The sequence below is a fragment of the Aeromonas crassostreae genome, assembly GCF_054052445.1.
Genome location: NZ_JBSTYM010000007.1, coordinates 38,680 through 64,443 on the forward strand (window position 1 = coordinate 38,680; position 25,764 = coordinate 64,443).

18 protein-coding genes are annotated in these 25,764 nt (G+C 65.6%); 12 read left to right on the forward strand and 6 right to left on the reverse strand.

The genetic code is table 11. From position 1 onward, the window contains the following. Positions 1 to 225: 225 nt before the first annotated feature. The 7 genes from bcsG to bcsC are packed head-to-tail and all read left to right on the forward strand — an operon-like array spanning position 226 to position 12,093. Complete coding sequence (bcsG, locus tag ACW5W4_RS07430; RefSeq protein WP_456688946.1) at positions 226 to 1,884, forward strand: cellulose biosynthesis protein BcsG; 1,659 nt, start codon at positions 226 to 228, stop codon at positions 1,882 to 1,884. 50 nt (positions 1,885 to 1,934) lie between these two features. Further along, on the forward strand, positions 1,935 to 2,102 hold the full coding sequence (gene bcsR, locus ACW5W4_RS07435; protein ID WP_456688947.1) for a cellulose biosynthesis protein BcsR: 168 nt from the start codon (positions 1,935 to 1,937) through the stop codon (positions 2,100 to 2,102). Further along, complete coding sequence (locus ACW5W4_RS07440) at positions 2,099 to 2,746, forward strand: cellulose synthase operon protein YhjQ/BcsQ (RefSeq protein WP_427261933.1); 648 nt, start codon at positions 2,099 to 2,101, stop codon at positions 2,744 to 2,746. The genes bcsR and ACW5W4_RS07440 overlap by 4 nt, the downstream gene beginning before the upstream one ends. Continuing rightward, complete coding sequence (gene bcsA / locus ACW5W4_RS07445) at positions 2,743 to 5,313, forward strand: UDP-forming cellulose synthase catalytic subunit (protein WP_456688948.1); 2,571 nt, start codon at positions 2,743 to 2,745, stop codon at positions 5,311 to 5,313. The genes ACW5W4_RS07440 and bcsA overlap by 4 nt, the downstream gene beginning before the upstream one ends. Next, positions 5,310 to 7,556: a cellulose biosynthesis cyclic di-GMP-binding regulatory protein BcsB gene (gene bcsB / locus ACW5W4_RS07450; protein WP_456688949.1), complete on the forward strand. Its 2,247-nt coding sequence runs from the start codon at positions 5,310 to 5,312 to the stop codon at positions 7,554 to 7,556. The genes bcsA and bcsB overlap by 4 nt, the downstream gene beginning before the upstream one ends. Next, a complete protein-coding gene (gene bcsZ, locus ACW5W4_RS07455; protein WP_456688950.1) occupies positions 7,556 to 8,665 on the forward strand; it encodes a cellulose synthase complex periplasmic endoglucanase BcsZ in 1,110 nt (369 codons plus the stop codon). Before bcsB ends, bcsZ begins: the two co-directional genes overlap by 1 nt. After that, positions 8,647 to 12,093, forward strand: coding sequence for a cellulose synthase complex outer membrane protein BcsC (gene bcsC, locus ACW5W4_RS07460; protein ID WP_456688951.1), 3,447 nt, complete (start codon positions 8,647 to 8,649; stop codon positions 12,091 to 12,093). The genes bcsZ and bcsC overlap by 19 nt, the downstream gene beginning before the upstream one ends. Before the next feature lie 28 nt (positions 12,094 to 12,121). Here the strand turns inward: bcsC and ACW5W4_RS07465 are convergent, their stop codons facing one another. After that, complete coding sequence (locus ACW5W4_RS07465) at positions 12,122 to 12,397, reverse strand: metal/formaldehyde-sensitive transcriptional repressor (protein WP_456688952.1); 276 nt, start codon at positions 12,395 to 12,397, stop codon at positions 12,122 to 12,124. A 71-nt stretch (positions 12,398 to 12,468) separates the two neighbouring features. Between ACW5W4_RS07465 and dmeF the strand changes: the two genes are divergently transcribed. Beyond that, positions 12,469 to 13,443, forward strand: coding sequence for a CDF family Co(II)/Ni(II) efflux transporter DmeF (dmeF, locus tag ACW5W4_RS07470; RefSeq protein WP_427261927.1), 975 nt, complete (start codon positions 12,469 to 12,471; stop codon positions 13,441 to 13,443). Positions 13,444 to 13,497: 54 nt separating this feature from the next. Here the strand turns inward: dmeF and ACW5W4_RS07475 are convergent, their stop codons facing one another. Continuing rightward, positions 13,498 to 13,908 carry a hypothetical protein gene (locus ACW5W4_RS07475; protein ID WP_456688953.1) on the reverse strand — a complete coding sequence of 137 codons (411 nt, stop codon included), beginning with the start codon at positions 13,906 to 13,908 and terminating at the stop codon, positions 13,498 to 13,500. 265 nt (positions 13,909 to 14,173) lie between these two features. Here ACW5W4_RS07475 and pulA point away from each other — a divergent pair, with 265 nt between their 5' ends. After that, positions 14,174 to 17,821, forward strand: a complete 3,648-nt coding sequence (gene pulA, locus ACW5W4_RS07480) for a pullulanase-type alpha-1,6-glucosidase (RefSeq protein ID WP_456688954.1) — start codon at positions 14,174 to 14,176, stop codon at positions 17,819 to 17,821. A gap of 200 nt (positions 17,822 to 18,021) precedes the next feature. Here pulA and ACW5W4_RS07485 read toward each other — a convergent pair whose 3' ends face one another. Next, positions 18,022 to 20,418, reverse strand: coding sequence for a zinc/cadmium/mercury/lead-transporting ATPase (locus ACW5W4_RS07485; protein WP_456688955.1), 2,397 nt, complete (start codon positions 20,416 to 20,418; stop codon positions 18,022 to 18,024). Positions 20,419 to 20,641: 223 nt separating this feature from the next. Between ACW5W4_RS07485 and tpx the strand changes: the two genes are divergently transcribed. After that, a complete protein-coding gene (gene tpx, locus ACW5W4_RS07490) occupies positions 20,642 to 21,142 on the forward strand; it encodes a thiol peroxidase (protein ID WP_042044238.1) in 501 nt (166 codons plus the stop codon). Between the two features lie 129 nt (positions 21,143 to 21,271). After that, positions 21,272 to 22,489: a DEAD/DEAH box helicase gene (locus tag ACW5W4_RS07495; RefSeq protein ID WP_456688956.1), complete on the forward strand. Its 1,218-nt coding sequence runs from the start codon at positions 21,272 to 21,274 to the stop codon at positions 22,487 to 22,489. A 123-nt stretch (positions 22,490 to 22,612) separates the two neighbouring features. On the opposite strand, the gene ACW5W4_RS07500 is transcribed toward ACW5W4_RS07495, so the two are convergent. The 3 genes from ACW5W4_RS07500 to ACW5W4_RS07510 form a co-directional block, all read right to left on the reverse strand. Next, positions 22,613 to 23,443, reverse strand: coding sequence for a CPBP family intramembrane glutamic endopeptidase (locus tag ACW5W4_RS07500; RefSeq protein WP_456688957.1), 831 nt, complete (start codon positions 23,441 to 23,443; stop codon positions 22,613 to 22,615). 290 nt (positions 23,444 to 23,733) lie between these two features. Continuing rightward, positions 23,734 to 24,030 carry a hypothetical protein gene (locus ACW5W4_RS07505; RefSeq protein ID WP_025325671.1) on the reverse strand — a complete coding sequence of 99 codons (297 nt, stop codon included), beginning with the start codon at positions 24,028 to 24,030 and terminating at the stop codon, positions 23,734 to 23,736. Between the two features lie 43 nt (positions 24,031 to 24,073). Further along, complete coding sequence (locus ACW5W4_RS07510) at positions 24,074 to 24,448, reverse strand: YacL family protein (RefSeq protein ID WP_408793628.1); 375 nt, start codon at positions 24,446 to 24,448, stop codon at positions 24,074 to 24,076. A 184-nt stretch (positions 24,449 to 24,632) separates the two neighbouring features. On the opposite strand from ACW5W4_RS07510, the gene ACW5W4_RS07515 reads away from it, so the two are divergent. Then, the gene (locus ACW5W4_RS07515; protein WP_456688958.1) at positions 24,633 to 25,748 is read left to right on the forward strand and encodes a sugar diacid recognition domain-containing protein; all 1,116 of its coding nucleotides are present in this window, start codon (positions 24,633 to 24,635) and stop codon (positions 25,746 to 25,748) included. The last annotated feature ends 16 nt before the right edge of the window (positions 25,749 to 25,764 follow it).

A 25,764-nucleotide genomic window follows, 5' to 3' on the forward strand; every position in this document is an offset into this window, starting at 1 on the left:
TTCTCCCACCGCCAGGAGGGCCGCCGACCGCTGCGGGAGGGTAGGATTTGTTCGGGTGCCGGTGCTATGATTGGCTCCTTGTGGCACCTTTCTGCACGGGACGGGCCGTCTGCTGGGGTAACGGTGTCACGAGATACAGTTGCATAATGAGACGATTACTATTGTCAATAGCCGGTCATGTCCGGCGCCTTCGCAATGACGCTGATGAGAAGTGACCCATTTTCGATGACCAGACGCACCGACATCCCCTCTTCTCCTTGGCTGGACTGGCAAGGACTGGGAGGCTGGAATATCTATTTCCTCTTCAAGCTGGCCTTGCTCTGGGCCGGGTACCTCAACTTTCATCCGCTGCCCAACCTAGTGTTTGCCTGCGCCCTGCTGTTGCCGCTGCGCAGGCCAGGCTTGCGCAGGGTGCGCCACTGGCTGGCGCTGCCGGCGGGGCTGGCCTTGCTCTATCACGACACCTGGTTGCCGGGCATCGACAGCATCATGAGCCAGGGCAGCCAGATCTTCTCCTTTACCCTGGATTACTGGTTCGACCTGCTGTCGCGCTTCATCAATTGGGAGATGGTGGGCGCCGCCTTCGTGATGATCTGCCTCTACCTGTTCCTGGCCCAGTGGCTGCGCTTCACCCCCTGGATAGTGATCGCCCTGCTCTGGTTGTGGTTGGTGCCCATCCTGGGCAACCCCTTCCATGGCCTGCTTTCGGCCGCGACGGCGCTCTCCTCCGGTGTCCAGGCAGAGCGCCAGGAGCCTGCCGCCGTGGAGGATGAGGCGCTGACGCTGCAACTGGAGCAGAGCGCCCCCCCCACCAATGAGAATCTGACCGCCTACCTCAACGACTTCTACAACGAGGAGAGGGGGCGCAGGGTCATCTTTCCCAGCGAATTGCCGGTACAGGCCACCCCCTTCGACGTGCTGATCATCAACATTTGCTCGCTGGCCTGGAGCGACGTGGAGGCGAGCGGCCTGGTCGAACACCCCGTGTGGCAGCATTTCGACCTGCGTTTCACCCACTTCAACTCGGCGACTTCCTACAGCGGCCCGGCCTCCATCCGTCTGCTGCGCGCCAGCTGTGGCCAGCCCAGCCATGAGGGGCTCTATGCGGTGGCACCACGTCAGTGCCTGTTGATGGAAAACCTCGCGACCCTCGGTTTCGAGAAACAGGTCGCCATGGATCACTCCGGATCCTTCGGCAACTACCTCAAGGACTTGAACGCCAATGCCGGGCTGGACGTGGCTCTCATGAACCAGCAGGGGCTGCCCCATGACATCGCCTCGTTCGATGGGGAGCCCATCTTCCGCGGCGATGCGCTGTTTGCGCGCTGGGTCGAGCAGCGGGCGCAAAGCGATGCCGTCCGCAACACCACCTTCTTCAATCTGATCGCCCTGCATGACGGCAACCGTTTCGCGGCCAGCAAGCAGATCGCCCCCTTCAAACCGCGCCTGAAGACCCTGCTCGATCAGCTGGATCACTTCATGAGCGAGCTGGAGTCCTCCGGCCGCAAGGTAGCGGTGATCCTGGTGCCGGAACACGGTGCGGCGTTGTCGGGGGATCGCATGCAGATGTCGGGGCTGCGGGATATTCCCAGCCCCACCATCACTCAGGTACCCGTGGGAGTGGCCCTGCTTGGCACCAAGGCCAAACATGAGCAGACCCGCATCATCGATGCGCCGAGCAGCTATCTGGCCATCTCGGAGCTGGTCTCCCGTCTGGTGAAAGGGGATCTGTTTGGCAGCGAGACCATCGACTGGCCCCGGTTGCTGCAGGGATTGCCACAGACGCAGGCCGTCTCTGAGAACAGTGGGTCCGTGGTGATCGAGTATCAGGACAAGTATCACATCCTGTTGGGCAAGGGGGACTGGGTTCCCTATCCCCAGTGAATTGCGAGGCCATGAGCGTGAAACAGCAACCGCAAACCCCAGGCGCGTCATTGGACGTCAGGGTCGAAGACTTCGCGGCAACCGATATCGAGCTGCTGCAGAAGACCTTCGGCGTGACGCTGCCCTACCATGACATCGCCCGCCAAGAGCATCTGGTGGCCCTGTGTCGTCGCTTCCCGCTGTTGGCGGAGCTGTCGGTCAAGGGGGTGGCATCATGATGAGAATTGGCTTGCAGGGGCTGCGCGATGGCGTGGGAACCAGTTCCATCGTGGCGGGTCTGGCCTATGCCGCCTGGCAACAGGGGGCCCGGGTGCTGGTGGTGGATCTCTGCCCGCAGGGGCAGCTGGGGCTGCACTTCGGCCTATCGTACGACACCCCCGGCGGCTGGAGCACCTTGCGCCGCCCCGATCAGGAGTGGCGCCAGGGACTGCATCACTGCCAGCATGGCCTGGATCTGCTGCTGCATGGTGGCGGAGAGGGGGCCTTCAACTGGCTGGAGCTGGTGGAGGGTTATGATCTGTTGCTGCTGGATCTGCCCCGGTCGTTGCAGGTGCCTCACCTCGATCGCCAGCTGACGGTGATCCATGCCGATGCCAATTGTCATGTACGTCTCTATCGGCACACATTCGCGCGGCAGGAGCAGCTGCTGGTCACCCAGTTTGCCAGCGGTCGGGCCCTGCAGCAGGACCTGCTGGAGCTCTGGCAGGATGGGGGCGCGCCCCTGCTCAGCATCCGGCTGCACCGGGATGAGGCCATGGCGGAGTCCCTGGCCGCCAAGCAGCCGGTCGGTCAATACCAGCCAGAGAGCCTGATCGCCAGTGAACTGGTGGCGCTGGCCCGCTGGTGTCTGGAGCCCGCATGAATGCCTTTCGCTGGTTGACGCCCCCCGCCGGACACTGGCTGCGGCTACGCTACCGCTGGCTGCGTCGGCGTGGGGCCTCGCGCCTTGGCGCCACAGGATTGACCCTGGCCTGGTTGCTGGCCTGGCTGCTGTTGCCGCTGGAGCGATCCAACTGGCAACTGGTGCTGGCCCATGGTCGCGAGCTGTTCCCCCACATGGATCGCCCCCGTTTCGGCGATCCGCTGCGGGGACTGCTGCAGGTTGTCTGGCTGCTGATCTGCCGTCCCGAGCCCAGACCCTTCCAGTGGCCCGCCTCCTGGCGTCGAGCCTGGCGCTGGGGCACCAGGGCGCTCTCCGAGCAGTTGCGCAAGCCCGAGGAGGTGGGGGTCGAGGTCGAACGGAAGGCGCCTCGCAGTGCTCGCTGGCAGAGCGTGCTGCTCTGCGTGGTGGCCGGCCTTTTCTCCCTGCTCTGCATCACCCAACCCTTCGATCTCGAGCAGCAGCTGGTATTCGTGCTGCTGCTGGCCGCCATGGCCTGGGTGCTGCGCGCCGTGCCGGGTCGTTATCCCATGCTGATGATGATGGTGCTCTCCCTCACCGTCTCCTGCCGCTACATCTGGTGGCGCTACACCTCCACCCTGGACTGGCTCGACCCCATGAGCCTGTTTTGCGGCATGTTGCTGCTGTTTGCCGAAACCTACGCCTGGGTGGTGCTGATCCTGGGTTACTGGCAGACCGCGTGGCCATTGCACCGCTCCCCCGCCCGGCTGCCGGACGATCCCGCCACCTGGCCGAGCGTGGATCTGATGATCCCCACCTACAACGAGGACCTCGCCATCGTCAAGGGCACCGTCTATGCGGCGCTGGCGCTGGACTGGCCCAGGGAGAAGCTCACCATCTGGCTGCTGGACGATGGCGGTCGCGAGGCGTTTCGCCAGTTTGCCGAGGAGGCCGGGATCCGCTACGTGGCCCGCACCACCCATGAGCACGCCAAGGCGGGCAACATCAACAACGCCCTGCGTCAGGCCAGCGGCGATCTGGTGGCCATCTTCGACTGCGACCACCTGCCGACCCGATCCTTCTTGCAGATGACGGTGGGCTGGTTCTTCAAGGATCCGAAGCTCGGGGTGGTTCAGACCCCGCACCACTTCTTCTCGGCCGATCCGTTCGAGCGCAACCTGAAGCGTTTTCGCAAGATGCCCAACGAAGGGGCGCTCTTCTACGGCCTGGTGCAAGATGGCAACGACATGTGGGATGCCACCTTCTTCTGCGGCTCCTGCGCCGTCATCAAGCGCTCGGCCCTCGACGAGATCGGCGGGATTGCGGTGGAGACGGTGACCGAGGATGCCCACACCTCCTTGCGGCTGCACCGGCTCGGCTATACCTCGGCCTACATTCGCATTCCCCAGGCGGCGGGGCTGGCGACCGAGAGCCTCTCCGCCCACATAGGCCAGCGTATCCGCTGGGCGCGCGGCATGGTGCAGATCTTGCGCCTCGACAACCCCTTGTTCGGCAAGGGGATGAACCTGGGCCAGCGGCTGTGCTACTTCAACGCCATGCTGCATTTCCTGTCGGGGATCCCGCGCCTCATCTTCCTGACCGCGCCGCTCGCCTTCCTGATCCTGCACGCCTACATCATCTATGCCCCGGCGGCGGCCATCGCGCTCTATATGCTGCCCCACATCTTCCACAGCGCCATCACCAACTCCCGCTTGCAGGGCAAGGTGCGCCACTCCTTCTGGGGTGAGGTCTACGAGACGGTGCTGGCCTGGTATATCGCCCGGCCGACCACGGTGGCCCTGTTCGCACCCCATAAGGGCACCTTCAACGTGACCGCCAAGGGGGGCCTGACCGAGGAAGTTTATTTGGACCTGGGGGTCTCCCGCCCCTATCTGGTGCTGATCCTGCTCAATCTGCTCGGCCTGGGTTTCGGTATCTGGCGCATCAACACCGGACTGGTGGACGAGGTGCCCACCGTGCTGCTCAGCATGCTCTGGACCCTCTACAACCTGACCATTCTGGGGGGGGCGCTGGCGGTGGCCTTCGAGTCGCGTCAGGTGCGCACCAACCCCAGGGTCGAGATGAGCTTGCCGGCCGCCATCATGCTCGCCGACGGCCATATCTATCCCTGCACCCTGAAGGACTACTCCAACGGCGGTGTGGGCATCGAGCTCGCCACCCGGCTGCCGCTGCAGGGCAAGGAGCAAGTCTGGCTGCTGCTGCACCATGGCCAGCGCGAGGCGGCCTTCCCGGCCAGGGTACAGCGCGCCTTTGGGGACAAGCTGGGGCTGGAGCTCGACCCCATGGACAAGGCGCAGCACATCGCCTTCATCCAGTGCACCTTCGCCCGCGCCGATACCTGGTCCCTGTGGCAGCAGCGGCTCGGCCAGGATCGCCCGCTCCACAGCCTGCTCGATATTACTCTGCTCGGCTGGAGCGCCTACTGGCGCCTGCTGCGCGATTCGCCGTTTGGCGGCATTTGCTTCGTTTGCGAGAGGCTGGGTCGCTGGCTGTTCTCGTTTGTTCCACGTCGCGTCTCACCGGATTTCCGGTATCAGGCTCCGACCTCACAGACAGTGAAAGGATGATGAAACCACAACGCTATCTAGTCCCTATCCTGCTGATGACCCAGTGTGCGGTCGCGGCCGAGCCGCAACTGGCCGCGCCTGATGTAGGACCGCTGCCGCCCTTTCCCGCACCGATCCGCACCCAGGCGCTGACCCTGGAGCAGCTGGCCGCCACCCCGGGCACCCTCTCCCTGAGCGGCGTGGTGCCGGATGGCCTGGCCGATTTCACCGTGCGCCGTGACGAGGTGGTCACCCGCGCCGACCTGGCCGTCGACTACACGCCGTCCCCCTCCCTGCTGCCGCTCATCTCCCAGCTCAAGGTCTATTTCAATGACGAGCTGATGGGGGTGACCGCCTTCAACCAGGAGCAGATGGGGCAGCTCAGTCAGGCCAGCTTCGCGCTGGATCCTCGCTACGCCAAGGACTTCAACCGCCTCAAGTTCAACTTCATCGGCCACTACCAGAAGGTGTGCGAGAACCCGGCCAGCGAGACGCTCTGGCTCAACGTCAACCGCGATAGCAAGTTGACGTTGCAACTACAGACGCTGCCGGTGCGCAACGAGCTCTCCTTCTTCCCCATGCCCTTCCTCGATAGCCAGGATCACGGCAAGCTGGAGCTGCCCATGGTGTTTGCCGGCCAGCCTTCCCTGACCGGGCAGCAGGCCGCGGCCGTGCTGGCCTCCTGGTTCGGGGTGCAGGCCCAGTGGCGCGGGCAGCACTTTCCGGTCGCCTTCAATCAGGTGCCGGAGCGCAACGGCGTGGTGTTCGCCACCAACGCGGCGCGCCCCGACTTCCTGGCGGATTACCCCGAGGTGAAGGGGCCGACCATCGACATGATCAGCGCCCCGGACAACCCCTATATCAAGCTGCTGCTGGTGCTGGGACGCAATGACGAGGATCTGCTGATGGCGAGCCGGGCCCTGGCCCAGGGCAATGTGCTGCTGCGCGGCCAGAGCGTGCGGGTCGAAGAGTTGAAGCCGCTGGCGCCGCGTCAGCCCTATGACGCGCCGAACTGGGTGCGTCTCGACCGGCCGGTGCGCCTCGGCGAACTCATTGACTACCCGAACCAGCTGCAGGCGACCGGCCGCAACCTGTGGCCCCTCAGCCTGACCCTGCGTCTGCCGCCGGATCTCTACATCATCGGCTCCCAGGGGCTGCGGCTGGATCTGAAGTATCACTACACCTCACCGACCAGCCGCGATGGTTCGCGGCTGGACGTCTCGATCAACGACCAGTTCATGAAGTCCTACTCGTTGCCGCCCGATGATATCCAGGGTGAGCAGCTGATCAGCCTGCCGCTGTGGCTGTTCGGGGATGGTGACGAGCGGGTGCTGCGCATGCCGGGTCTCAAGACGGGGCAGCCCAACCGCCTCGGCTTCGCCTTCGAGTACGCCCGGCAGTACATGGGGGGCAGTTCAGACGGCAGCTGCAACATGACCATGCCCACGGGCCAGCAGGTGCGCATCGATGACAACTCCACCATCGATGTCACCGGCTATCGGCACTTCCTCGAGATGCCCAACCTGCGCGCCTTCGCCGGCGCCGGCTTCCCGTTCAGCCGGATGGCCGATCTCTCCGAGACCCAGGTGGTGATGCCGGCCAGGCCGCTGCCGGCGCAGATCACCACCCTGCTCGATACGGCCGGTGCCATCGGTGCCGAGACCGGCTACCCGACCCTGGCGCTGCGGCTGGCCGACGACTGGACCAAGGTGCGGGACGCGGATCTCGATACCCTGTTGATCGGCTCGCTGCCCGCCGAGTTTCGTGGTGATGCCGAGCCCGACGCCCTGCTCGAGATGACCCGCAGCTGGGTCAACCAGCCGATGCAGCCCCTTGGCAACGAGTTCCTGCGCACCCTGGAGGATCGCAGAGCCGAGGCCCGGGTGGGGATGCGCGGCAACACCGCCATCGCGGCCATCCTCGGCTTGCAGTCACCGAGCCATGAGCAGCGCAGTCTGGTGGCCCTGCTGGCCGACAGCGGCAGCGGTGCCGACCTGCTCAACGAGGCGATGCAGACCCCGGCCCTGCGCGAACGAGTGGCGGGTTCGGTCGCCATCGTCCGTGAGTCCGGCGTGACCAGCCTGGATGTGGGCGAGCGTTATGAGGTCGGCAACCTGCCCTGGTGGGAGAAGCTGTGGCACCGTTTCGCCAATCATCCCGTCTACCTGGCCATGGTGGCCTTGGCCAGCATGTTGTTGCTGGGTTGGGGTCTGCGGGTTCTGCTGGCCGGCATCAGCCGCCGTCGCCTGAAGGAAGAGCAATAATGAACGCGATGAAAACCGTATCTGGTGGCCTGCTGCTGTGGGCCCTCTCCATGCTGCCGGCCATGGCCGGCTGCGATTGGCCCGAGTGGCAGCGCTTCAAACAGGACTACATCAGCGAGGATGGCCGGGTCATCGACCCGGCGGGCGGCAAACGGATCACCACCTCGGAGGGGCAGAGTTACGGCCTCTTCTTCGCCCTGGTCAATCACGACAAAGAGACCTTCGATCGGCTGCTGCAGTGGACCGAGATCCAGCTCTCACGCGGCGATCTGACCGGTTTCCTGCCGGCCTGGCAGTGGGGTGAGCGTTCCGATGGCAGCTGGGGCGTGCAGGATGACAACAGCGCCTCCGATTCAGACATGTGGATTGCCTACAGCCTGCTCGAGGCCGGCCGCCTGTGGGACAATCACAGCTACGAATCCATCGGCACCCTGCTGCTGCGTCGGGTCGCCCGTGAAGAGGTGGCCAGGCTGCCCGGGCTGGGGCCCATCGCCCTGCCGGGTCCGCGCGGCTTCGCCGGCGAGGGGCGCTGGACGCTGAACCCCAGCTATCTGCCGCCCCAGTTGCTGGCCCGCTTCGAGCCCATGTTCGGCCCCTGGAAGGAGATGCGGGCCCTGCTGCCCCGCTTCCTGATGGAGAGTGCGCCGCAGGGGTTTGCCCCCGACTGGATCGACTGGAGCGACACCGCCGGCTGGCAGGTCAGCGAAGGGAAGGGGACAGTGGGGGGCTATGACGCCATCCGGGTCTATCTGTGGCTCGGCATGCTGAGCGATGAGGATCCGGCCAAGGCGGCGCTGCTGCAACATTACGCGCCTATGCGTACCCTGCTGGCCGAGGGCAAGGTGCCTGAGAAGGTCGATACCCAGACGGGCCAGGTCAGCAGCTGGGGTGGCGCCGGTTTCGCCGCCGCCCTGCTCCCCCTGATGCAGGGGCAACCGGGGCTGGAGACGCTGCGTGAGCAGGTGAGCCAGCAAGGCATGGATGCCGATGCCTACTATGGCAGTGTGCTGACCCTGTTCGGGTCTGGCTGGGATCAAGGACGCTATCGTTTCGCCGCCGACGGTACCCTGGTGCCGAATTGGAACGCAACATGCCAAGACGCACACTGACCGCCAGCCTGCTGCTTGGCGTATTGCTGACCGGCCTTCCCGCCCATGGCGCGGTGGAGCCGGTGAGCTGGCTGCTGGAGCAGATCCGCATTGGCGAGGCGACCGGTCGTGAGGATCTGGTCAGCAACTCCCTCTATTCCCTCTCCCTCATCGACGAGGCCCACCCCGAGCTGCTGGCCGCCCAGGCCAGGCTGGCCCTGCGCCAGGGCAAGGTGGAGGAGGCCAAGCGGCTGCTGGCCCAGCTCGGCCAGGTGGCGCCAGACTCGCTGCTCTATCGGCAGGGGATGGCCAATCTGGCGCTCAATGAGCCTGCCAAGCGCCAGCAGTTGCAGCAGGCTCGTCTGTTTGTCAGTGCCGGCCGTCTGGAGGAAGCGCTGACCCTCTATCGGGGGCTCTTTGCCGATGGTCAGCCACCCAATCTCGAGGTGGCGGTCGAATATGCCCTGCTGCAAGCCAGGATCCCCGCCCAGCATGCCAGGGGGATGATGGCGCTGCAGGCGCTGGAACGGCAGTACCCCGGTCAATCCGGGGTGCGTGCCGGTCTGGCACGCCACCTGCTCAATGATGGGCGCAGCCAGGAGGCGTTTACCATCCTGGGCAAGATGGCGCAGAGCCCGGGCAGCCGGAGTGAGGCCTCTGACATCTGGCTGGCGGCCATCAAGTCGATGCCGGTCGGGCCGCAGAGCATCCAGGCCCTCGAGCAGTACATAGTTACGTTCGGTAGCGGAGATGAGGTCGATGAGGCCCAGACCCTGTTGGCCGATCATCAACGCCAGTGGGCGTCGCCGGCCTTCCGCGCCCGCCAGCAGGCGCTGGCGCGGCGCGAGAGCGGCAGCGCCTCGCTGTCCGAGCTGCGGCGTGCGGCCGCCCAGAACCCGGACGATATCGAGCTGATGGGGGCCCTCGGTCAGGCCTACTCCCGCAACAACCAGCGCGCACTGGCCATCGCCCAGTTCGAAAAGGTGCTGCGCCAGCCCGATGTCAGTGATCGTCAGAAGTGGCAGGGGCTGCTCGATACCAACCGCTACTGGCTGCTGCTCGAGCAGGCGGACAAGGCCCAGCAGAAGGGGGATCTTGCCCGCGCCCAGAGCCTCTATCAGCAGGCGGTGCGCCTCGATGGCCGTGAGCCGGAAGGGTGGCTCGGGGTGGGGGATGCCCAGCTCGCCCGCGGCAACAAGACAGAGGCCGAGCGCACCTATCGCAAGGTGCTCGCCCTCGCCCCCGGCAATGAGCGGGCCTTGCGTCGACTGTTTGATCTCTACCGGGAAGAGGATCTGGCCAAGGCGCTGGCCTTCATCGAGCAGACTCGCAGTCGCAACCTGGCTTCACTCGGCCACGACTTGAAGGCCGAACTGCTGCAACAGGAGGCCGACCTGCTGGAGCAGCAGGGGGATTTGGACGCCGCCCTGGCCAAGCGCCAGCAGGCGCTGGCCATGGCGCCGCAGGATGTCTGGCTGGCCTATCGCACCGCCAACCTGCTGGCGGCGACCGGCCATCCCGAGCAGGGCGAGAAGCTGCTGCGCGATCGCCTCGTCGCCACTTCGCGCGACACCACACTGCGTTACGCCACCGCGCTCTATCTGGCCGGGCAGGACAAGGACAGCGAGGCTCGTACCCTGCTGGCCGGTGAGCCTGCCAGTGGCTGGAGCGACGACATGCGCGAACTCGATGCCAGGCTGGCCCGTGGTGTCAGCTTCAACGAGGCGCGGCGGTTGCGCGCCGCAGGGGACGAGGCGGCGGCCGAGAGGCTGCTTGCCGAGCTGCTGCCAGATGAGCAGGCACTGCGGATGTTGGCCGAGTGGGCCCAGGAGCGGGGTGACTGGCAGGTGGCCGAGCAGCATTACCGCACCCTGCTGGTCAAGGATCCGGATGATCCGCAGACCCGCCTCGGCATGGCCGAGCTGCTGCTGGCCAAGGGGGATCGGGCGGGTGCGCGCGCCTATCTGCCGGCCTGGCCGGCTTCGCCGCTGCCGGCTGGCCAAGCCAACTTCTATCGGCAGGTTGCCAACCTCTACCATGAGCTGGGGGATGAGCAGACGGCGAGCGCCATCTTCGACGCCCTCTCGACCGAGGTGGCGCGCCAACCGGCTTCCGAGGCGTCGGCCCTGTTCTGGCGCGACGCCGCCCGTCAGCGCTTCGCGCAAGGGGACAACGAGGGGGCGCTGGCGCTGGATCGCAAGGCGCTGACCGCCGCTGGGCTGGCGCCGGGCGAGGATATCGACGATGGCTCCCTGACCCGGTTCGGCCGCGCCCGTGACGGGGAGGGGTGGCTCGGCGCCGGGCTGCGCAGCGATCTCGACAAACACTACCGCCAGAGTCAGACCACGGTGTCGCTCGACAGCGATTACTGGGGCGACAAGGGCACGGGCGGGGTCTCGGATCTGCGCGCCCTGACCCAGATGCTGCAGCTCGATACCCCGCTGGTGGCGGGCCGCGCCTTCGGTCGTCTGGAGTGGGTGCACCTGGATGCCGGGACGCTGCCGGATGCCCCCTATCGGGAGAAGTTTGGCACCTGCGACCAGCGTGATTGCTACGGCGAACGGCAACAGAGGAGCGACGGCGTCACGCTGGCGGCCGGCTGGGCCAACGAACGCGTCGCCTTCGATCTCGGTACCACCCCGCTTGGCTTTGAGGTGGTTGACTGGGTCGGCGGTGCCAGCGTCAAGAGCGATTGGCACGATTTTGGTTTTACCTTTACGGCCTCGCGCCGGCCGGTCAGCAGTTCGCTGCTCTCCTATGCCGGCACCGTCGATCCCGGCACCGGCATCCGTTGGGGCGGGGTCAGGGCCAATGGTGTGCGCGTCGATGCCAGTCACGATCTGGGGGGGGCCGTCGGCTACTGGGGCAGCCTGCAACAGCATCTGCTGACCGGCAAGAATGTCGAGGACAACTGGCGTACCCGCCTGATGGGGGGCACCTACTACAAGGTGGTCAATGAGGAACATCGCCGGGTCAGCGTCGGCCTGAGCAGCATGTTGTGGCGCTTCGAGCACGATCTGAGCGCCTACACCCTGGGGCAGGGGGGCTACTACAGCCCGCAGCGCTACTTCTCGCTGGCGGTGCCGGTCAACTACCGGCAGCGAACCCCGGACTGGTCGTGGGAGCTGGGGGGCTCTGTCTCCTGGTCGGCCTCCAAAACCGATGACGGGTTGCGCTATCCGTTGCAGGGGTTGATCCCCGAGACACTGCCGGATCGGGATGCGCTGGAGGAGGGGAGCAGCAGCACCGGCTTCGGCTATACCCTCAACGCCCTGGTGGAGCATCGGCTGACCGAGCACTGGCGGGTCGGCGGGCGGGTCGACATCCAGCAGGCGGATGACTACGCGCCGAGCCACTTCCTGCTCTATCTGCGTTATACCTTCAAGCCGTGGCAGGGGGATCTCGACCTGCCGCCACAGCCGCTGACCCCTTACGCGGACTTCGATTGACCGCTGCGCCCGGCTTGCCCGGGCGCACTCATTTCAGATAGGAGCGCAGCACCCGCACCACCTGATCCAGATCTTCCAGCCGCTCGGCATGGGTGGCCTCCTCGGCGCCAAGGTGTTCGCGCATGTGCCCCTCCAGCACCTCCAACATCAGGCCGTTGACGGCGCCGCGAATGGCGGCGATCTGTTGCAGGATGGCGGCGCAGTCGGTCTCCTGTTCCAGGGCGCTCTCCAGGGCGCCTGTCTGTCCCTTGATGCGCCTGACCCGGGCCAGCAGCTTCTTCTTGTCGTGAATGGTGTGTGACATGCAGGATCCTCTCGCGCAATAAAACTATACTGGGGTATAGTATATCGCATCGTCGTCCTCAGGAGAAATCCATGTCATCCCTCGCCTCGTCTCACTGTCATCAAGCCATAGTGCACCAGGGGAATCCCCTGGCGGAACGCAAGACCCGCTGGGCCGTGCTGCTCACCGTCATCATGATGGTGGCGGAGATAAGCGGCGGCTGGTTCTACAACTCCATGGCGCTGCTGGCGGATGGCTGGCACATGAGCTCCCACGCCCTGGCGCTGGGTCTGTCGGTACTGGCCTATCGCGCTGCCCGTCATTTTGCCCGCGACCACAGATTCAGCTTCGGCACCTGGAAGATAGAGGTGCTGGGGGGCTTCACCAGCGCCCTGCTGCTGGTGGGGGTGGCCGGACTCATGCTGTTCGAATCGGTGGCCAGGTTGCTGGATCCCAGCCCCATCCACTATCAGCAGGCGATCGGCATCGCCCTGGTCGGCCTCTCGGTGAACCTGGCCTGCGCCTGGCTGCTCAGGGACGACCACGGTCATCACCATGGTCATGATCATCACCACAATCATCACCACGGTCATCATCACGACCACCAAGATGATCATGGTCACGACCAGGATCACCATCACGGCCATCAGGATCTCAATCTGCGCGCTGCCTATCTGCACGTGCTGGCGGATGCGGCCACCTCGGTGCTGGCCATCCTGGCGCTGGTGGGGGGCATGTTGTGGGGGGCCGACTGGCTGGATCCCCTGATGGGCATAGTGGGGGCCGTGCTGGTGGCGGTGTGGGCCTGGGGCCTGCTGCGCGACACCGGGCGGGTGCTGCTGGATGCGGAGATGGACGCTCCCCTGGTGGCGGAGATCCGCGAGCTGATAGCCGAGCTGCCGGATACCGAGATCCGCGACCTGCATGTCTGGCGGGTGGGTCAGGTGCAGTATGCCTGCGTGCTCTCCCTGCTGATGGCGGCCCCGGTGCCTGCCCAGCAGATCCGCGAGCGGCTCGCCATCCACGAGGAGCTGGTGCACGTCACCATCGAAATTGCCCGGCCATGAATGCGTGACCCGCACGCCATGCCATGAGGAGGGCGACCCGGCTCGTCGCTCGCCTCAGGAATGCTTGCCCTCTTCCTCGTGCGGTTGCTGCTGCCAGATGGCCCCCAGCAACAACTTGAGCAGCAGCTCGGGCGGGTTGTCCAGCAAGCGGCCAGACTCCAGCAGCAGATGGCCATCGGCGCGAAAGCCCAGGCTGGCGTGCCGTATCTCCCCTTCTCCCATCACCTGGATGAGACCCTGCAGGGCGCCCCGCTCCCCCGGCTGGCAACGCAGCCTCAGCTCCCGCGGCTCCCCCAACAGGGTGAAGGCGCGGCTCATGGGGGGCGTCTCCTCATAGTCTGGCCAGCTGAAGAAGTGATACTGCTCGGCGAGCGCCCCGCCCTGCTGGCAGAATTGGTCAAACAGCTGGCCGATGGCCAGATACTCCCGATCCAGCCGCCTGGCCTGTTCGTCGATGGATTTCATCCGTTTCTCCCCGCGCTGTTCCCGATCCGTCCCTGCACCCACCCGATAACCGGGTCCTTGACCGGTATGAACCGGTTCGGCTGGTGAGTCTGTGAGCCCGATCCAATTTCTGTTATGAAAACGTTATCTTGTTGAAAGTGTATGGTTTTTATGCACAACCGCTCACATTTAGCCCTTGAGTCGCTGATTAATATGGACCGGCTCGGCACCGACCGGGCCTGAACGTCTCGACCCTCGGGACTCACACAGCGGGAATAATAAAAATATGGATATGAAGATGACCAAGGTGGCGCTGGTAACGGCCTCACTGCTCGCCCTATTGTCCGGCTGCAACGGCAGCGGATCTGACGACAACGACAGCAGCGCCGACCCTGTGGCGCGTCTGCCGCAGGTGGATCCGCCCAAGGAGTTGCTGGTGGCTGGCCCGAATGAAGCTGTCGTCGCCCTGGTGGATACCCAGACGGCGGCGGCGCGCGGGGCCACCGGCCCCTTCGCCAACCACAGCCTGCATCTGTGGAACAACGATGCCTGCAACGCGACCGCCGACAGCGGCCTCAATACCGGTTGGGATGACGGCAGCAAGACCCCGGCGGAGGCTGACAGTTTCGGCCCGGCCTGGGTGGTGCCGCTTTCCAAGATGGAGGGCTGCATCAACTTCATCGCGCGCAACGGTGATCTGGCCAATCTGACCGGCGCCGACATGAAGGTCATCTTCAGCGAGCACCCGGATCGCACCGTGGCCATCGTCGCGGGCAAGAACGAGATCTTCGGCAGCCGGGCCGAAGCCTTCACCGCCGCCTTCGGTGTGGCGGGGGCCAGCGCCCACCTCATCGACGACAACACCCTGATCTGGCAAGGGGGCAAGGACAAGCCCCATGTGCGCCTCTACTACACAGAGTCCGGCACCATCAGCGCCAATGGCGAAGGGGTATTCGACTTCCCCTACCTCAAGCTGACCCCGACCAGCCTGACGGCGGAGCAGCAGGCCAAGTACCCCCATCTCAAGGATGCCGCCGCCTTCGCCCTGCCGGCCGGGAAAGATCTCAAGCCCCTGCTCAAGGGGGAACTGGTGGCCATCGGCACCGATGCCGACGGCATCCTGCAGGGGGCCACCCTGGTGCAGAGCGCCGGTGCCCTCGATGCCCTCTACGCCGATGCCGCCACCCAGCTCGACTACGGCGCCATCATGGAGGGGGGCAACGTCACCTTCCGGCTCTGGGCGCCGACCGCCAAGTCGGTCAAGCTGGCGCTGTTCGACGAGCAGCACAAGCCTCTCGGCGAGCGCGCCATGGTGCTGGACGGCGCCAGTGGCAGCTGGAGCCTGCTGGGGGGCAGCGATCTCGTCGGCAAGTACTATCGCTATGCCATCGAGGTCTATCATCCGCTCAGCCGCAAGCTGGAATCCTACCAGGTGACCGACCCTTACTCCCTGAGCCTGGCGATGAACTCGGAGTTCAGCCAGGTGGTGGATCTCGACGATCCGGCCCTCAAACCCGAGGGCTGGGACGGCCTCAAGGCGCCCCACAGCCAGCAGAACCCCGCCGACATCGTCATCTATGAGGCCCATGTGCGAGACCTCACCGGCAATGACGAATCCACGCCCCCCGAGCACAGGGGCAAGTTCCTCGGGCTGACCGACAGCGACAGCGTACCCGTCACCCACCTCAAATCCCTGGCCAAGAGCGGCGTCAGCCACCTGCACCTGCTGCCCATCTTCGATATCGCCACCGTCAACGAGGATCCGGCCAAGGTGGCCAACATCGACGACGACTTCAGCAAGCTGTGCGAGGTCAATGCCGAGGTCAAGAACTCCAAGTTTGCCAGCCACTGCGGCGGCGGTGAGACCATTGCGGCGGTGCTGGCGGATCTGCAAGCCAGCGACAGCAAGGATAACCCTGTGGTGCAGGAGCTGTATGGCTATCTGCGCGGGGTGGACTCCTTCAACTGGGGTTATGACCCCTACCACTACACGGCGCCGGAAGGCTCCTACGCTACCGATGCCGAGGGCAGCCAGCGCATCCTGGAGCTGCGCGAGATGGTCAAGGCCATCAAGCAGGACATCGGCATGAACCTGGTGATGGACGTGGTCTACAACCACACCAACGAGGCGGGTCTGGGTTCCAAGTCGGTGCTCGACAAGATAGTGCCCTGGTACTACCAGCGCCTCAATCCCGAGACGGGCTCGGTCGAGAACTCCACCTGCTGCTCCAACACGGCGCCCGAACACGCCATGTTCGCCAAGCTGATGGATGACTCCCTGGTGACCTGGGCGCGGGACTACAAGATAGATGCGTTCCGCTTCGATCTCATGGGTCACCACCCGAAAGATCAGATGGTGCAGGCCCTGGCCGCGGTGAAACAGGTCAACCCCGAGGTCTATTTCTACGGCGAGGGTTGGAACTTCGGCGAGGTGCAGGATGACAAGCGCTTCGTGCAGGCGACCCAGAAACACCTGGCCGGCACCGGCATCGGCTCCTTCTCCGATCGGCTGCGGGACGCGGTGCGCGGCGGCAGTCCGTTCGATGGCGACGAAGCCATTCGCAAGACCCAGGGCTTTGGCAACGGCGCCCTGGTGGATGCCAACGAGCTGGATGGCGTCGATCTCGCCACCGCCCTGCACCAGTCCGATCTGGTGCGCCTCGGCATGGCCGGCAACCTCAAGGAGTTCGTGCTGACCGACAAGGACGGCATTCCGAAGAAGGGCGCCGACATCGACTACAACGGCCAGGCCGCCGGTTATGCCCAGGATCCGGTCGAAGTGCAGAACTATGTCTCCAAGCACGACAACCAGACCCTGTTTGACATCAACGTCTACAAGGCGCCGGTGGGGGCCGACCTGGTGCGGATGCAGGGGGTGTCGCTCGCAACCGCCATGCTGGGGCAGGGCATTCCCTTCACCCATGCGGGCAGCGAGCTGTTGCGCTCCAAGTCCATGGAGCGGGACAGCTATGACTCCGGCGACTGGTACAACCGGGTCGATTACGGCTTGAGTGACAATAATTTCGACCAAGGGATGCCGCGCAAGGACAAGGATGGCGACAACTACCCGCTGATCGATCTGGTGCTCGGCAAGCACGCCCAGCCGGGGCCGGCCGAGATGGCGCAGATGGTGAGCTTCTACCAGGAACTGGCCGAGTTGCGTCAATCCTCCCGTCTGCTGCGTCTGGGCAGCGGGTCTGAGGTGATCAAGCGGGTCGATTTTCGCAATACCGGGCCGGATCAGACTCCGGGTCTCATCGTGATGAGCGTGGATGACGGTGTGGGGGCAGGCGCGGATCTGGATACGGCCATCGACGGCCTGGTGGTGATGATCAACGCCACCAATGGGCCCCAGCGCATCGGCGATTTCCGTGACGGCAAGGATCAGCCCATCGATCTCTCCGGCATGGTATTGAGCTCGGCCCATCGCGGGAGTGACAGCATCGCCAGTGGCGCCGCCGTGGATGGGGACCAGCTGACCCTGGGGGCCTGGTCTGCCGCCGTGTTCGTCAAGCCCCAGAGTGGCGCCCAGGGCGCGGGTCTGCCGGTGGGCAAGAAGACGGATCTCAGCACTGTGCCGCCGTTTGGCAACACGGCCGTCTATCTGAAGGGGCTGCTCGGCGAATGGGGCGAGGTCAATCAGATGCTCTTCACTGGCAACTTCATGTACGAGTTCACCGCCCAGGTGGCGGCGGATCAGCTGGGGAACACCGAGGTCAAGATTGCGGACGCCAGCTGGGGGCCGGTCAACTACGGCACCTGCAACGCCGGTGACAAGCTGGTGGTAGGCACGCCGCTGACCCTGTGCGCCGGTGGTTCAACCGGTAACGTCGGGTTGGCGCTGGACAAGGCGGGCAGTTACCAGTTCGTCTTCACCGCCATGAGCAAGGACAAACCCACTCTGAGCGTCAGCTTCACCGCGCCTACCCCATAAGCAAAGCGATAGCGCCTCCGGGCTGGCTCGGCAGCCCGGGGTTGAATTCCACCTTGCCAAGGGTGGGATAACGCCGAGAGAGTAAGCAAAGCGCGACTGCCAACCGGCAGCCGCGCTTTTTTATTGCAGGTGCAGGGGAAGGGAAAGAGAAAGAGAGAAGCCGTCACCCGAGGTGACGGCTTTGTGTTGCTGGCTGAACCTCAGCGCCTGCGCAGCAGGCGCAGGGCGTTGGCCGTCACCAGGGCGGTGGCGCCGGTATCGGCCAGCACGGCAATCCACAGACCCGTGATGCCGAGCAGGCTGGTGACCAGGAAGATGGCCTTGAGCCCCAGCGCCAGGGCGATGTTCTGGTGGATATTGGCGAGCGCCGCGCGGGACAGCCGGATCATGGCGGCCAGGCCACCGAGCTGGTTGTGGGTCAGGGCCGCATCGGCGGTCTCGAGCGCCACGTCGGTGCCGCCTCCCATGGCGATGCCGATGCTGGCTCGCTTCATGGCGGGGGCGTCGTTGATGCCATCTCCTATCATGGCCACCTTCTGCTGTTCGGCCAGCTTGGCAATCTCTTCCACCTTGCCCTCAGGCAGCAGGCCGGCGCGCCACTCCATGCCGAGCTCGTTGGCGATCGCCTCGGCGGCGTTGGGGTTGTCCCCGGTCAGCATGATGCTGCTCAGTCCCAGCCCCTTGAGCTCCGCCAAGGCGGCTGCCGCTTCGGGCCGGATCTGATCCCGCAGGGCCAGCAGGGCAGCCGGCGCTGCGCACGGCTGACCGAGCACCACCACCGTCTTGCCCTGGCGCTCCAGGGTGGCGACCTGGGCCCGTGTTGCGTCATCCAGAGTGGTGACCCGGCTCGGGGCCAGCAGTTGCCAGAGGGCGCCGTCGATGTGCCCCTCCACCCCCATGCCGGGCAGGGCGCGCAGATCCCGGGCGTTGGCCAGGGTCAGCCCCTGCTCGCTCGCGGCAGCCACCACGGCGCGGGCCAGGGGGTGGTGGGAGCCCTGTTCTATGGCGGCTGCCAGGGCCAGCAGCGTGTCCTGTGGCCGGCCATCCAGGCTTGTCAGCTCGGTCAGTTGCGGTTGGCCCAGGGTCAGGGTGCCTGTCTTGTCAAAGGCGACGGTATCGATGTGGGCGAGGCGCTCCAGCGCGGCGCCCCCCTTGATCAATGCCCCTTGCCGGGTGGCCGCCGCCAGCGCCGAGGTGACCGCCGCCGGGGTAGAGATCACCAGGGCGCAGGGGCAACCGATGAGCAGCAGCGCCAGGGCCCGGTAGATCCACTCGTCCCAGCCCTGGCCGAAGGCGAGCGGGGGCACCAGCATCACCAGCAGGGCGACCAGCATCATGGCCGGGGTGTACCAGCGGCTGAAGCGGTCGATGAAGCGCTCTATGGGGGCGCGCTGGCTCTCGGCCTCCTCGATGAGGTGCAGGATGCGGTCGATGGCATTGTTGCCGGGCTCTGAGACCACCTCGAGGCGCAGCACCCGATCCGCCGCCAGACTGCCGGCGGGCACCTTGTCACCCTGGCGGCGCTCCACCGGGATGGACTCGCCGGTCAGGGCGCTCTCGTCAAAGGCCCCGAGGGGGTCGAGCAGACGGGCGTCGGCTGGCAGACGGGCGCCGGGGGCGATTTCGATGATGTCGCCCGGGCGCAGCGCGTCGGCGGCCACCTCTTCCCGTATTTCACCTTCTGCGGTGGTACGAATGCGCAGCGCCTTGTCGGGCACCAGGGCCATCAGGGCGGTGACCCCGGCGCGGGCACGGCCGGCGGCGTAGGCCTCCAGTTGTTCCCCCAGCATGAAGAGCAGCAGCACCATGGCCGCCTCGGCGGTCTCCCCGAGGAAGAGGGCGCCGAGCGCCGCCACCGTCATCAGGGTCTCGATGGCGAAGGGGGAGCCGCTTCTGGTCAATGCCCAGGCCTTGCGGGCGACGGGCCAGAGCCCCCAGAGGGTGGCCAGGGTAAAGAGCGGCTGGCCTAGCTGGCTCGGCAGCAGGGCGGCCACCAACATCAGGGCGGCGAGCGACAGGGGTTGCCCATACTTGCCAAACAGGTTGCCCAGTGTCGTCAGCCAGGGGATGCGATGCTTGTCATCGGCGGCCTTGGCACTGGCCTCGCCCTTGAGCCGGAAGCCAGCGGCCAGCACGGCGGCGGTGACGGGGTCGGGGGAGAGGCCGGGGGCGAGATCCACCACCAGCTTCTCGGTGGCAAACAGCACCCGCGCCTGGGTGACGCCCTCCACCCGGCTGACGGCCGTCTCTATCTTGCGGGCGCAGCTGGGGCAATCCATCCCCAGCACCTGCCAGCTGTGGCGGCGGCTGTCCCGGGTCGGGGAGGGCAGGGGACCGTCGGCCGCCTTTCCATGGGGGTGATGGTCATGGCCGTGAGGGTGAGCCGGCTCGGCGTCACGACCCCTGGGGGGGTCTTCATCCCGGGAGCCCTCGTCGCCCCCCTGCGCCTGGTGATCCTGGGGCGCCGGGCTGGCACAGTCACTGGCCTGGGCCTTGTTGTCACAGCAGTGGCTGTCGTGCTCGTGCCGATGGGGGGCGGCCTTGTCGATGGCCTTGATGGGGGCGGCATGGGAATGGCTGCAGCAGGATTTGCTCATGATGAGTCCCTCTTGAGTGGATCCCGCCCCTGCGGGATCGCCTATGTCTGAGGCCAGTGTAAACCTTGGTGTTAAGTCCAAGGTCAAGCCCCTCTTTGCACCATCTCAGCGGGACGGGCGAGACAGGGCGGCAACAAATCCCTCTTGTTAGCGGGTGTTTGTCCCCCGCCGCTGGGCCTATACTGGGAACCCTGGATCCCCCATCGATAATCAAGGACCTAACATGAGCAATACCGTCACCCTGCAAGGCAACCCCGTCTCCGTCTCCGGCCACTTCCCCGTTGCCGGTGAGCAGGCCAAGCCCTTCTCCCTGGTTGCTGGCGATCTGTCCGATGCGACCCTGGCGACCTTCGCCGGCAAGCGCAAGATCCTGAACATCTTCCCGAGCGTCGATACCCCGACCTGCGCCACCTCCGTGCGCAAGTTCAACGAGCAGGCCAGCGCCCTGAACAACACTGTGGTGCTGTGCATCTCCGCCGATCTGCCGTTCGCCCAGGCCCGCTTCTGCGGCGCCGAAGGCCTGGACAAGGTGGTGAACCTCTCCACCCTGCGTGGCGTCTCCTTCCTGCAGGACTACGGCGTGGCCTTCTCCTCCGGTCCCCTGGTGGGCCTGGCTGCCCGTGCCATCGTGGTGCTGGATGAAAACGACAAGGTGCTGCACAGCGAGCTGGTGGCCGAAGTGGCCGACGAGCCGAACTACGCCGCCGCCCTGGCCGCCCTGTAAGTTTCGTCTTGCCCTGATTGCCGACGGCCTGCCGATGCAGGCCGTTTTTATTTCAGGCGCCGCGGCCTTTTACTTATGGGGTGGCGCTGGCTAGACTTCGCCTCCCACTTCTTCTTGCCGCGTAGCACCATGACCTTTGACGAACTCTCCCTGGCTCCCGCCCTGCTGGTCGCCTTGCCGGCCGAACTGCACACCCCGACCCGCATCCAGCAGCTGGCCATTCCGGCGGCGCTGACGGGCCAGGATCTGCTGGCCCTGGCCCAGACCGGCAGCGGCAAGACACTGGCCTTCGGCCTGCCGCTGTTGCAGGGGCTGGATGGGGCCTCCGACCGGGTGCAGGGGCTGGTGTTGGTGCCGACCCGGGAGCTGGCGACCCAGGTGAGCGCCGCGCTGCTGGGCGGTGCCGAGGCGCTGGGGCTGCGTCTCCTGACCCTGTGCGGCGGCGTGCCCCAGGTGCAGCAAGAGGCAGAGCTGGCCCTGGGGCCCCAGCTGCTGGTGGCGACCCCGGGGCGGCTGCGGGACCTGCTGGCCCAGCGGCTGCTGGGACTGAGCCACCTGCGCGCCCTGGTGCTGGATGAGGCGGATCGCCTGCTGGAGATGGGCTTCTGGCCCGATATCCAGTGGCTGTTGAACGCCATGCCGACCGAGCGGCAGACCCTGCTGTTCTCCGCCACCCTGCCAACCGAGCTCGAGACCCTGGCCACCGAGCTGCTGAAGGATCCGGTGCGCATCGAGGCAAATCCCCTCAACAGCCTGGTGAGCGAGATCGAGGAGCGGCTCCATCTGGTCAACAAGAGCAGCAAGGTGCCGGCGCTCATCAGCCTGCTCAAGGCGCAGGCCTGGCCCCAGGTGCTGGTGTTTATCAGCGCCAGGGACGATGCCGACGCCGTGGCCAGAAAGCTCGCCAAGGCGGGCATAGCGGTGGCGGCCCTGCACGGCGAGAAGGAACAAGGGGTGCGGGAGCAGGCGCTTGCCGATTTCAAGGCGGGCAAGGTGCGGGTGCTGGTGGCCACGGATCTGATGGCGCGCGGCATCCACGTGGAGGCGCTGCCCGTGGTGATCAACCTGGACTTGCCCGCCAATGCCCCCGTCTATGTGCATCGCATCGGCCGCACCGCCCGCGCCGGGCAGAGAGGCCTCGCCCTCTCCCTGGTCTGCCATGGGGAGGCCGAGACCCTCGCCGCCATCCGCACCCTGACCGGTCGCGCCCTGCCTCTGGCCGAGCTTGAAGGCTTCCCGGTCACCGACCAGCCTGCGAGCGGGGAGGGCAAGCGCCCCCCGCGGGACAAGCAGGCGAATCGCCGCACCCAGGCCAAGCGCAGCGTCAAGCAGTTCAAGGGCAAGTAACCCAGGGTACTCCAAGCAGGTTTGCTCGGTGACCCGTCAGGCTGCGCGCGCCGCAGCCAGGCCAAGGGCCGCGTCATAGGGAGCAGGGGTCGCCATCAAGACAGGGGCAGAGGGCGCCGGGGATCAGCGGTTGGCCAGGGGGTAGGTGAACAGGGCCAGGTGGGCGAAGTTGAACAGGAAATGGAGGACGATGGCGACGGCGAGGCGGCCACTCAGCTGGAACGCCAGACCGTAGCAGGCCCCCGCCAGGGCGGCAAACAGCATCAGCAGCGGGCCACCGGCCAAGTGCGCGGCGCCAAACAGCAGGCTGGCGACCAGCACGCCGAGCCAAACCCGGCTGCGTGCCGCTATCCCCTGCTGGATCAGGCCGCGAAACAGCGCCTCTTCCGCCACGCAGGTGAACAGCAGGTTGTTGAACGCGAACAGCCACCACCAGTGGGGCAGCCCCACTTCGGGCTTGAGGGCCCCCAGTTGCCAGGCGGTGATCAGCAGGGCCGCCAGCGGCAGGGCGAGCAGAGTCAGGGGACGCCAGCGAACCGCGCCGCCCGGGCCGAGCAGGCCGGGGAAGGCCAGCAGCAGGGCGAAGAAGATGAGCGGCTTGTCCAGATTGAGGTAGAGGGTGAAGGGGACGCTGGCGGGGCCGGCCAGTACTCGATCCAGCACCTTGAGATTGGCAAAGCCGGGCACCAGATGCAGCATCAGGGCCAGGGACCAGGCCACGACCAGTGCCAGTGCAGGGCCGCGCCAGGGGGAGGGTAGGGCAGGGGTGCGCCAGGCCAGCACCAGGCCCGCCAGGGTAAACAGCAGGGCCGGGGGCGTGATGTGTTCCAGCCAGAGGGCCAGCAGCAGCGATACCCCCAGCAGCATGAGGCCGGGCAGGCGCTGGCGGACGAGGCAGAGCAGCACGGCCAGCCCCAGGGCGCCCCAGATGAGAGTGTCAGGTAGTGGCAGCATTGAGTCTCCTTGTGCGAGGGGCGCACCTTAGCGATCCTTCGCCCCCGGCACAAGGCGGGAGGAACTGGTCGGATCCCTTTTCGCCTCTCGTCTGCTCCCGGCGGCGCGCGCCGGGCAATAAAAAGCCGGAGCTGAGGCTCCGGCTTTGGGATCGGGTCTGGCTCGCGAGGAGCCTGGCGATGGTATCGGCCCGCCCGGAGGCTTATCGGCCGGACTCGGCGATGACCCGGGCGATGGTATCGATGCGCTTGCAGGCTACCGGTTCGTCCAGGTGCTTATGGCCCGGAGGCTTATCGGCCGGACTCGGCGATGACCCGGGCGATGATGTCGGCACGCTTGCTGGCTTCCAGCTCCCCCAGGGCGATGAGGCCGGCCTTGAAGATGACGTTCTTCGGCAGGCTGACATCGTCCAGGGTGGTGATGGCTTCGACGTGCAGGCCGTTGAGGCGGCTGGCATCGCGCGGGCTCAGGTTCACCTGGGTGTTCATCACCTGCTTGCCCTTCTTCTTGGCAGGCACGGCGGCTTTCTGGCTGGATTCCTGTTCTTCGTCTTCCGGCAGTTCGTCGTCAAAATCGTAAATGGACATGGTCAATCCTGTTGGTTGCGATGGGCACTGGGCCCGAAATGTGTCAGCCCATATCCTCGTTGCGGATAAAGGCACGCCAGGAGGTCAGTACCTGGGCAAAGTCTTCCAGCCCGCACATGGCCAGCTGTTCATCATCGTAGTAGGCGAGATCGTCGAGATCCTCATCCAACGCTATGTTGAGCACGTTGGCCTTGACCTCGGCCTCTTCTACCGTCAGCAGCAGCGAATAGTCGCCCCCCAGCAGCCTGTACTCCGCCAGGCTGCGATTGGATAGCTGGTCGATGACACCGAACAGCTCGTCGAGCTTCTCCTCGTCCTTGCCCACCTCGTCGATCAGCCACTGGCCGATGGCCTCATGGCCCATGGAGAAGCGGGCGCGATAGCCACCGAAGGGATCGCGGCGAAATTCATAATCCATAGAGGTGTTCTCGCGGCTGGATGCCCGCTCGACAGGAGCGGGCTCCCCAGGGGACGGCGCGGATACCGATTCCGGCGTCACTTGGAGTAAAGTGGCCTATTCTAGCGATCCCCTCCTCGCTTGTCTTGATGATGTGACGCTCAGTGTGGCGAGGCGAACAGGGGACGCGTCACAGGAGTCCAATGTGCAGCTCAATGAACAGCTCGCCAGGCAGATAGTGAACCGGGCGATGAAGATACTGTCGTTCTCGGTGAACGTCATGGACGAACGGGGGCTTATCATCGCCTCCGGCAACCCGGAGCGGCTCCATCAGCGCCATGAGGGGGCCGTGCTGGCCCTGACCGAGAACCGGGTGGTGGAGATAAGCGAGGCCACCGCCCGGGAGCTCAAGGGGGTGAGGCCCGGCATCAACCTGCCCATCGCCTATCAGGGGGATCTGCTCGGGGTCATCGGCATCTCGGGGGATCCGGACATAGTGCGTGCCTACGCCGAGCTGGTGCGGATGACTGCCGAGCTCATCCTGGAGCAGGCGGCGCTCACCGAGCAGCTGCAATGGGACAAGCGCCACAAGGAGGAGCTGGTGTTGCAGCTCATCCGCGGCGAGGGGCGGGTGGATCGGCTGCAACAGGCGGCCCGCTTCCTCGGGCTGGACCTCGCCCAGCCCAGGGTGGTGGCCGTGCTGGCGCTGGAGGAGGCCGAGCCCGCCCGCCTGCGGGAGCTGGTGGAGCTGCTGGAAAATCCGCAGCGGGACAACCTGGTGGCCATCAACGGCCTGGACGAGATAGTGGTGCTCAAGCCGGCCCAGCTGGAGCAGGGAGTCTGGCAATCGTCCCAGGAGCGCAGCCGCATCCGGCAGCTGCTGGCCCGCATCCCCCACTTCAAGGTGCGTATCGGGGTGGGTGATTACTTCGCCGGGATCGAAGGGCTGGCGCTCTCCTACCAGACGGCGCGGGATACCCTGCGCCGTGGCATGGGCCAGGCGCCGCGCAAGCAGGTCTACTTCTTCGAGGATTACCGTCTGCCGGTGCTGCTCGGCAGCCTGGCGGACTCCTGGCAGGCGGATCAGCTGCGGGCGCCGCTGCAAAAACTGGCGCAGGCGGACAGCAAGGGGGTGCTGCAAAAGACGCTGCGCCACTATTTCTTGCAAGATTGTGATCTGCATCCCTGCGCCGAGGCGCTCTTCATCCACCCCAATACCCTGCGCTATCGACTGAGCCGGATAGAACAGATAACTGGGTTGTATTTCAACAAGTTAGACGACAAGTTCCTGCTCTATCTCGGGCTCAATCTCGGCGACTGACTTGTCTGTTCAGACA

Bases quoted from the DNA above. Each gene is read 5' to 3' on its own strand.
- ACW5W4_RS07485 (WP_456688955.1), bottom strand. From the start codon at position 20,418: ATGAGCAAATCCTGCTGCAGCCATTCCCATGCCGCCCCCATCAAGGCC.
- bcsA (WP_456688948.1), top strand. From the start codon at position 2,743: ATGAATGCCTTTCGCTGGTTGACGCCCCCCGCCGGACACTGGCTGCGG.
- bcsC (WP_456688951.1), top strand. From the start codon at position 8,647: ATGCCAAGACGCACACTGACCGCCAGCCTGCTGCTTGGCGTATTGCTG.
- pulA (WP_456688954.1), top strand. From the start codon at position 14,174: ATGGATATGAAGATGACCAAGGTGGCGCTGGTAACGGCCTCACTGCTC.
- tpx (WP_042044238.1), top strand. From the start codon at position 20,642: ATGAGCAATACCGTCACCCTGCAAGGCAACCCCGTCTCCGTCTCCGGC.
- ACW5W4_RS07440 (WP_427261933.1), top strand. From the start codon at position 2,099: ATGATGAGAATTGGCTTGCAGGGGCTGCGCGATGGCGTGGGAACCAGT.
- bcsZ (WP_456688950.1), top strand. From the start codon at position 7,556: ATGAACGCGATGAAAACCGTATCTGGTGGCCTGCTGCTGTGGGCCCTC.
- dmeF (WP_427261927.1), top strand. From the start codon at position 12,469: ATGTCATCCCTCGCCTCGTCTCACTGTCATCAAGCCATAGTGCACCAG.
- ACW5W4_RS07475 (WP_456688953.1), bottom strand. From the start codon at position 13,908: ATGAAATCCATCGACGAACAGGCCAGGCGGCTGGATCGGGAGTATCTG.
- bcsB (WP_456688949.1), top strand. From the start codon at position 5,310: ATGATGAAACCACAACGCTATCTAGTCCCTATCCTGCTGATGACCCAG.
- ACW5W4_RS07510 (WP_408793628.1), bottom strand. From the start codon at position 24,448: ATGGATTATGAATTTCGCCGCGATCCCTTCGGTGGCTATCGCGCCCGC.
- ACW5W4_RS07465 (WP_456688952.1), bottom strand. From the start codon at position 12,397: ATGTCACACACCATTCACGACAAGAAGAAGCTGCTGGCCCGGGTCAGG.
- ACW5W4_RS07495 (WP_456688956.1), top strand. From the start codon at position 21,272: ATGACCTTTGACGAACTCTCCCTGGCTCCCGCCCTGCTGGTCGCCTTG.
- ACW5W4_RS07500 (WP_456688957.1), bottom strand. From the start codon at position 23,443: ATGCTGCCACTACCTGACACTCTCATCTGGGGCGCCCTGGGGCTGGCC.
- bcsG (WP_456688946.1), top strand. From the start codon at position 226: ATGACCAGACGCACCGACATCCCCTCTTCTCCTTGGCTGGACTGGCAA.
- ACW5W4_RS07505 (WP_025325671.1), bottom strand. From the start codon at position 24,030: ATGTCCATTTACGATTTTGACGACGAACTGCCGGAAGACGAAGAACAG.